Consider the following 7,245-nt stretch of genomic DNA (forward strand, 5'->3'; position numbering starts at 1 on the left):
GGACGTTGCCCGCCTCCCACCGCGCGTTGCCGATCGTGTGCCCGGCGTTCAAGACCTCCAACCGGGCGAGGTTCTCCAGGTCGGCCTCCACGGCGTCGGCGAACCGGCGCAGCAGCCGCGCCCGGTCCCCCGGTGCGACGGCCCGCCACGCCGGGAACGCCGCGTGAGCGCGGCCGATCGCGGCGTCGGTCTCGTCGACGCCGACCAGACGGACCGAGTCGACGACCTGCTCGGTGGCCGGGTTGATCACGTCGAACGTGGCTGTCATGCCCTCTCCTCGCGGTAGCGGCGGGCGGCGGCGACCAGAGCCGCGAAGAGCCGCACATCATCGGATTGCTGCTCGGGGTGCCACTGCACACCGAGGACGAACTGATCGCCGGGTCGCTCGACGGCCTCGACCGTGCCGTCGTCGGCCCAGCCCACCGCACGCAACTCCGGGCCGAGCGTGGCGACCGCCTGGTGGTGGTAGCAGTGCGCCGTCGTGTGCGCGCCGAGGATGTCGGCGGCGCGGCTGCCCTCGGCGAACTGGACCTCGCACTTGCCGAAGGTCGCGGTCGCGGGCTGGTGGTCGGCCAAGCCGGTCACCTCCGGCAGGTGCTGGGTCAGCGTGCCACCGAGCGCGACGGCGAGCACCTGCATGCCCCGGCAGACACCGAGAACGGGCACGCCGGCGGCGAGCGCGGCGTAGAGCAGGGCGAACTCGAACGCGTCACGGTCCGGCCTGAACACGGTGGTGTGGTGCGGCGGCGCGCCGTAGCGTCCCGGATCGATGTCGGCCCCGCCGGTGAGGACCAAGCCGTCGACGAGCCCGGCCAGCTCGGGCGCGCCACCCACGGGTGGCAGCAGCACAGGCACACCGCCCGCGGCCGCGGTCGAGTTCAGGTAGTCGCTGTGCAGGACGGCGGAGTCGGTGTCCCACACGCCGAACCGGGCCCGCTCACGGTAGGTGGTGAGGCCGATGACCGGGCTGGCGCTAAAGGCGTTCGAAGGCACGGACTTTCTCCCAGTCGGTCACCGCGGCGTCATAGGCGGTCAGTTCCACCTTGGCCGCGTTGAGGTAGTGCTCGACCACGTCGTCGCCGAAGGCGAGCCGGGCGGCCTTGCTGTTCGCCAGCACCTCGGCGGCTTCCCGCAGCGTCGTGGGCACGGTGGGCCTGCCGGAGGCGTAGGCGTTGCCGGTGAGGGCGGGCTCCAGCGGCAGCTCGCTGTCGATGCCGTGCAGCCCGGCCGCGATCATCGCCGCGACCGCGAGGTACGGGTTGACGTCGCCGCCCGGCACCCGGTTCTCGAACCGCAGCGACTCGCCGTGGCCGACCACCCGCAGGGCGCACGTGCGGTTGTCGCCGCCCCACGCGATCGCCGTCGGCGCGAACGAGCCCGGCGCGAACCGCTTGTAGGAGTTGATGTTCGGCGCGAGGAGGTACGTCAGCTCGCGCAGACAGGCGAGCTGGCCCGCGAGGAAGCGCTCCATCAGCGGCGAGAACCCGTGTTGGCCGTCACCAGGGAAGACCGCGCCGCCGTCGGTGGAGCGCAGGCTCAGGTGGATGTGGCAGGAGTTGCCTTCGCGCTCGTTGTACTTCGCCATGAACGTGAGGCTTTTGCCTTGACGCGCGGCGATTTCCTTCGCACCCGTCTTGTAGATGCCGTGGTTGTCGCAGGTGGTCAGCGCGTCGGCGTAGCGGAAGGCGATCTCGTGCTGTCCGGGATTGCACTCGCCTTTCGCCGACTCGACGTACATTCCCGCGCCGGACATGGCGTTGCGGATCTCGCGCAGCAGCTGCTCGACCCGGCCGGTGCCCAGCAGCGAATAGTCCACATTGTACTGATTGGCCGGGCTCAGGCCCCGATATCCCTTGTTCCACGCGTCTTCGTAGGTGTCGTCGAAGACCAGGAACTCCAGTTCGGTGCCGACGAAGGCAGCGAGACCGAGGTCTGCGAGCCGGGCGAGTTGCCCGCGCAGAACCTGCCGGGGCGAGACCGCGACCGGGCCGCCCTCGACCCGTTCGACGTCGGCCAGGACCAAGGCGGTGCCCGGATGCCATGGCAGCACCCGGAGCGTGGCCAGGGCGGGCCGGAGCACGAAGTCGCCGTAGCCGGTCTCCCATGAGGACATCCGGTAGCCGTCGACGGTGTTCATCTCGACATCCACCGCCAGCAGGTAGTTGCACGCCTCGGTCGCGTGGTGGAGGACCTCGTTGAGGAAGTACCGCGCCGAGCAGCGCTTGCCCTGCAACCTGCCCTGCATGTCCGTCATCGCGACCAGCACCGTGTCGATCTCGCCCGACTCGACGAGTTCACGCAGGCGGGCCACAGACAGCAGGCCTTCGGTGTCGCGCATGGCCAAGCCCCTCCGCAAAGGTCTGACTGGGTCCCCATTGAAACTCCGACCCCACGCATGCTCGCAGCGCCAACTCCGGCCCGCAACCACCGATCGGGGAACATCAACCGAACGTGCGCTGCCTCCTCAGCGTGCCCCATACCACCTTTCCGCGCTCGCCAAAGGACCGACTTCGAGCCTTTGCGGAGCGCGAGCAGCAGTGGGAAATGAACTCGAAGTGTGAATGAACTGTTCAAAACCCGCAGGTGGTTAACCGTTGTGAACCGCGGTGATCGCGAACAAGACTGGCCGGGTTCTCCTTAACCCTTGCCTGAGGGTTCTCCATCGAGGGCTGGAGCCTCAGGCGACCCTGCAGAGGAGTCAGTCGTATGCGCATGTCCCGAACCAGGGTGGCGGTCGCCGTCTCGGCGGCCGCGGCCACTGTCGGCGCCACCCTTGCCCTGGCCGTCCCGGCCACGGCGGCGGAAGCCCAGATCCTGAACGAGAACTCCGCGAACGCCATCCAGGACAGCTACATCGTCATGCTCAAGGACGGACAGTCCCGCGGCGTCGCGGCGTCGGCGGACAGCCTTGGCCGCAAGTACGGCGGCAAGGTCGGCTTCACCTACGAGTCCGCGCTGCGCGGCTTCTCGGTGACCATGTCCGCCGCGCAGGCCCGCAAGCTCGCCGCCGACCCGGCCGTGGCGTCGGTCGAGCAGGACCGCACCATCCAGATGCTGACCGACCAGCCCAACCCGCCGTCGTGGGGCCTGGACCGGGTCGACCAGCGCGACCTGCCGCTGAACAGCAACTACTCGTACGCGACCGGGGCGTCCAACGTCACCGCGTACGTGATCGACACCGGCATCAACTACGACCACACCGACTTCGGCGGCCGGGCCAGCCTGGGCACCGACGTGTTCACCGACGGCCAGGCGGGCAAGGACTGCCAGGGCCACGGCACGCACGTCGCGGGCACCGTGGGCGGCAAGACCTTCGGGGTGGCCAAGGAGGTCAAGCTCAAGGCGGTCCGCGTGCTGAACTGCCAGGGCGGCGGTTCGGTGTCGGGCATGGCCAAGGGCGTGGACTGGGTAACCGCGAACGCGGCGCTGCCGGCCGTGGCCAACATGAGCCTCTACACCGGCACCAAGAACGAGCCGAGCACCGTGCTCGACACCGCGGTGAAGAACTCGATCGCCAAGGGCATCACCTACGCCGTCGCGGCAGGCAACTTCGGCGACGACAGTTGCCAGTACAGCCCGCAGCGGGTGTCCGAGACGATCAACGTCATGGCGAGCAACAAGACCGACGGCCGAGTCAGCAACAGCACGTGGTCATCGAGCTACGGCACCTGCTCGGACATCTTCGCCCCCGGCGACAGCATCGTCTCGGCGTCGCACTCAAGCACCACGGGCAGCTCCACCAAGAGCGGCACGTCCATGGCGTCCCCGCACGTCGCGGGCGCGGCGGCGCTGTACCTGGCGGCCAACCCGACGGCCACCCCGAAGCAGGTGCACGACGCGCTGATCGCCAACGCCGGCAGCGGCAAGGTGACCAACGCGGGCACCGGGTCGCCGAACAAGCTGCTGTTCGTCGGCAGCGGCGGCGACGTTCCCCCGCCCACCGGCTGCGCCACCCAGACCAACGGCGCCGACGTCGCCATCCCGGACCTGGGCGCCGCGGTCACCAGTGACATCACCATCTCCGGCTGCACGGGCAACGCCTCGGCCACGGCGAGGGTCGACGTCAACATCAAGCACACCTGGCGCGGCGACCTGGTCGTCGACCTGGTGGCCCCGGACGGCTCGTCCTACCGCCTGAAGGCGTCCTCGTCGAACGACTCGGCCGACAACGTCATCGCGAGCTACACGGTGAACCTGTCGTCCGAGGCCCGCAACGGCACTTGGAAGCTGAAGGTCCAGGACGTCGCCCGGTACGACACCGGCAACATCGACACCTGGAGCCTGACGCTCTAAGTGGCAAACGCGTCGCGGGCCGCACTCGATTCGAGTGTGGCCCGCGTGGCGTTTCGCCGCTCAGCCCAAGGCCGCGGTCCGATCGATCTCGGTCGCCGACACGGTGACGTCACGATCATCGAAGTCGGCGACCAGTTTGAGCTTGCCGCCGAGCGCCATGACGTACCGGGCGAGCGTGTCGACCTCCATCTGTCCGATGTCGCCGTTCTCGAGTTGACTCACCCGAGGCTGGCTGATCCCCATGGCCGAAGCGATCTGGACCTGAGACAGCCCGACCTCCGCGCGAAGCTGGGCGAGCCGAAATCCAAGGACGTACGCCTGCGTGCGGGTGCGTGCCTCAGCACTGGCAGCCGCGACGTCGCGACCAGTCTCACTATCGCGCTGAGCCTTGTCAGCCTTGACGTCTTTCCACGGACGGGCCATCACTTAGTCCTTCCCTGCAGCGTTCCGCACCTCGGTCGGATGCTCCGCGTATTGGCGCCTGCCGACGCCGGCCGCAGTTCCTTCATGTTGTGAAACCGCGGGCCTTTGACTCGGCCCACCAATGGTCGACCAAGGCGCGGCCCCTCGCGGGCAAGCACGTCGATTGCCTGCTCCACGAGATCAGCACTCTCTGGGTCCAGTTCGCACAGCCGCTCGAACCAGCTTGCAACTTCGTCGTGTAGCTCAACGTCCCATCCGACCACCACACCATCATAACCTTAGTCTTATATCACTCCGATCACCAGGTGTCGGCAAGATCAGGTGGTGGACCAGTGGGTTTCGAGGCGGTTCGCCAGCGCGGCGAAGAGGGGGTTGACGTCCGGCACGTCCAAGTCAACCACCAGCCGCAGCCGGTGGAGGAGTCGTTCCCTGGCGGTCATCGGCCCCCAGCTCCAGTCCTCCACCAACACCCGCGCGAACTGGTCGCGCACATCGCGCTGGATGCGTTGCACAAGGGCGTCGCCGCGGAGGAGCCAGGCGACGCAGTGGTCGGGCAGGGAGTCGGGGACGTCGGTGCCCGTGAGCTCCCGCCAGGTCTCGAAGTAGGCCGATTCCGCCGAGGCGATCACCTCCGGCACCAGGACCGTGCTGTACCCGCACGTCGGGAACGCCATCCGGAGGTACGCCAGTTCGGCCAGACCCGCGCCGCGGCCCGCCTGTTCGAAGTCGATGAAGCGCACGCCGGACGGGCTGACCAGCAGGTTTCCCGGGCACGGATCGCCGTGGAGGAGGGACGGTCCGCCGGTGGCGACTCGGGTGAGCAAGGAGCGCAAGGCTTGTTCCGCCGACGCCGGGGGGCGGACGCCGACTTCGGCGCACAGGCGGAGGAACGCGACCAGGTTCGCTTCCCCCGGCGGGTCGGCGGCGGGCAGCGACGGCGGCGGAGTGACGGCGTGCAGCCGGGCGAGGGTGCGGGCGTAGGTGACCGGGTCGGGGAACACGCCGGTGCTCTCGACGTACTCCAACACGGTGACGTTCGCCGAAGCGTCCGCGTCGAGGACCTCGGGTGCCAGGCCCGCCGCCGCGGCCGCTCGCAAGGCGACCAGTTCGCGGTGAAAACGTGTGTCGGCATCGGCTCCCAACAGCTGTTTCACCACCACCCGCCGGTCGGCGAGATCGACGGCCCAGACCTGCGATCCGGGACTGCTGGACAACGGGTCGACGCGGCACGGGGGCCCTAGGCCAAGCATGCGGCCAGGTTGCCTGGTGCCACCCCGGCAGGCAAGGTAATACCGTGATCACGGAGCAGGTACTGCTGCTGGACGAGACCGGCCAAGGAATCGGCACCGCCGCCAAAGCCGAGGTGCACCACGCGAACACGCCGCTGCACCTGGCGTTCTCCAGCTACGTCTTCGACCCCGACGGGCGGTTCCTGATCACCCAGCGGGCGTCGCACAAGAAGACCTGGCCCGGTGTCTGGACGAACTCCTGCTGCGGCCACCCCGGCCCCGACGAGCCGATCGCCCGCAGTGTGGCGCGCAGGCTGGAGGACGAACTCGGGCTCGCCGGGCCGCACCACCCCGATCTGATCCTGCCCCGGTTCCGCTACCGCGCGGTGATGGGCAACGGCATGGTGGAGAACGAGATGTGCCCGGTGTTCCGGGTCGTCGTCACCACCGACCCCGTGCCCAACCCGGAGGAGGTCGACGCCGCGGACTGGGTGTCGTGGGCGGAGTTCAGCGAGTCCGTGCTCGCCGGGACGCGGGCAGTCTCGCCGTGGAGCGTGCTGCAGATCAGCGAGCTGACCCGGCTCGGACCCGACCCGCTGGCGTGGCCGGTCGGCGACACCGATGAACTGCCGATCGCCGTCCGGTAATCGGGGCGGTTGGAAAAATGCCGGCGAAACCCGAGTCGGCGCACGTACTGTCGGTGCAGTGCATGTCTTGTTCTCCAGCCTGCCCAGCCATGGCCACACCTATCCCGTGCTCCCGTTGGCGATCGCGGCCAAGGAGCACGGCCACCGCGTCACCTACGCGACCGACGCTTCCTTCCACCCGGTCCTGATCTCGCTCGGTTTCGACGTCGTCGACGTCGGCACCACGATCACCGACGCCTTCAACCAGGTCACCCAGGGCTCGCCGCCCGACTTCGGCGACGTCGAGGCGATGGGCGAGATGGTGAGCACCGTCTTCATCTCGGTGCTGGCCCGCGGCATCGCCGCCGACCTGCGTCCCGTCCTCGACCGGGAGAAGCCGGACCTGGTGGTCTACGAAGCGGGCAGTCCTGGTGCCGGGCTCGCCGCCAAGGCCGCGGGCATTCCCGTGCTCTGCCACGCCTTCGGCCGCGGCGCCCTGGGGAACACGTTCCCCAGCTTCCTCACCAAGAACGCCGAGGTGGCCGCCGAACTCGGGGTCGACTACGACCCGGCCGGGCCGTTCCCCGACCCGTACCTGGACATCTATCCGCCCTCCTTGCAGGACAAGGAGTTCCTCAGCTTTCCCAAGCGGATCCCGCTGCGCCCCGTGGCCT

At 68.9% G+C, this 7,245-nt stretch carries 8 protein-coding genes and 1 pseudogene; 3 read left to right on the forward strand and 6 right to left on the reverse strand.

Annotated features, from left to right (window positions below):
* From ACRDSQ_RS08230 to ACRDSQ_RS08240, 3 genes are all read right to left on the reverse strand, one after another.
* The coding region (locus tag ACRDSQ_RS08230; RefSeq protein WP_431420148.1) for an aldehyde dehydrogenase family protein at positions 1 to 268 on the reverse strand (268 nt) is incomplete at its 3' end.
* Positions 265 to 993 (reverse strand): gamma-glutamyl-gamma-aminobutyrate hydrolase family protein, encoded by a 729-nt coding sequence (locus ACRDSQ_RS08235; RefSeq protein ID WP_431420150.1) that lies wholly within the window; start codon positions 991 to 993, stop codon positions 265 to 267. The genes ACRDSQ_RS08230 and ACRDSQ_RS08235, both read right to left, overlap by 4 nt.
* Positions 974 to 2,338, reverse strand: a complete 1,365-nt coding sequence (locus ACRDSQ_RS08240) for a glutamine synthetase family protein (protein WP_431420153.1) — start codon at positions 2,336 to 2,338, stop codon at positions 974 to 976. Before ACRDSQ_RS08240 ends, ACRDSQ_RS08235 begins: the two co-directional genes overlap by 20 nt.
* 374 nt (positions 2,339 to 2,712) lie before the next feature.
* Between ACRDSQ_RS08240 and ACRDSQ_RS08245 the strand changes: the two genes are divergently transcribed.
* Positions 2,713 to 4,293 carry a S8 family serine peptidase gene (locus tag ACRDSQ_RS08245; RefSeq protein WP_431420155.1) on the forward strand — a complete coding sequence of 527 codons (1,581 nt, stop codon included), beginning with the start codon at positions 2,713 to 2,715 and terminating at the stop codon, positions 4,291 to 4,293.
* Positions 4,294 to 4,353: 60 nt separating this feature from the next.
* Here the strand turns inward: ACRDSQ_RS08245 and ACRDSQ_RS08250 are convergent, their stop codons facing one another.
* The 3 genes from ACRDSQ_RS08250 to ACRDSQ_RS08260 are packed head-to-tail and all read right to left on the reverse strand — an operon-like array spanning position 4,354 to position 5,966.
* Positions 4,354 to 4,716 carry a helix-turn-helix domain-containing protein gene (locus tag ACRDSQ_RS08250; protein ID WP_431420156.1) on the reverse strand — a complete coding sequence of 121 codons (363 nt, stop codon included), beginning with the start codon at positions 4,714 to 4,716 and terminating at the stop codon, positions 4,354 to 4,356.
* Positions 4,716 to 4,982: a type II toxin-antitoxin system RelE/ParE family toxin gene (locus ACRDSQ_RS08255; protein WP_431420157.1), complete on the reverse strand. Its 267-nt coding sequence runs from the start codon at positions 4,980 to 4,982 to the stop codon at positions 4,716 to 4,718. Before ACRDSQ_RS08255 ends, ACRDSQ_RS08250 begins: the two co-directional genes overlap by 1 nt.
* 51 nt (positions 4,983 to 5,033) lie before the next feature.
* Positions 5,034 to 5,966 carry a phosphotransferase family protein gene (locus tag ACRDSQ_RS08260; protein ID WP_431420159.1) on the reverse strand — a complete coding sequence of 311 codons (933 nt, stop codon included), beginning with the start codon at positions 5,964 to 5,966 and terminating at the stop codon, positions 5,034 to 5,036.
* Positions 5,967 to 6,010: 44 nt separating this feature from the next.
* Between ACRDSQ_RS08260 and idi the strand changes: the two genes are divergently transcribed.
* Together idi and ACRDSQ_RS08270 are read left to right on the forward strand one after the other, a co-directional pair.
* Positions 6,011 to 6,592, forward strand: coding sequence for an isopentenyl-diphosphate Delta-isomerase (idi, locus tag ACRDSQ_RS08265; protein WP_431420161.1), 582 nt, complete (start codon positions 6,011 to 6,013; stop codon positions 6,590 to 6,592).
* A 58-nt stretch (positions 6,593 to 6,650) separates the two neighbouring features.
* Positions 6,651 to 7,245 (forward strand): annotated as a pseudogene (locus ACRDSQ_RS08270) (glycosyltransferase); the annotation flags it as partial.

It is taken from the genome of Actinokineospora sp., assembly GCF_050699995.1.
GTDB lineage: Bacteria > Actinomycetota > Actinomycetes > Mycobacteriales > Pseudonocardiaceae > Actinokineospora.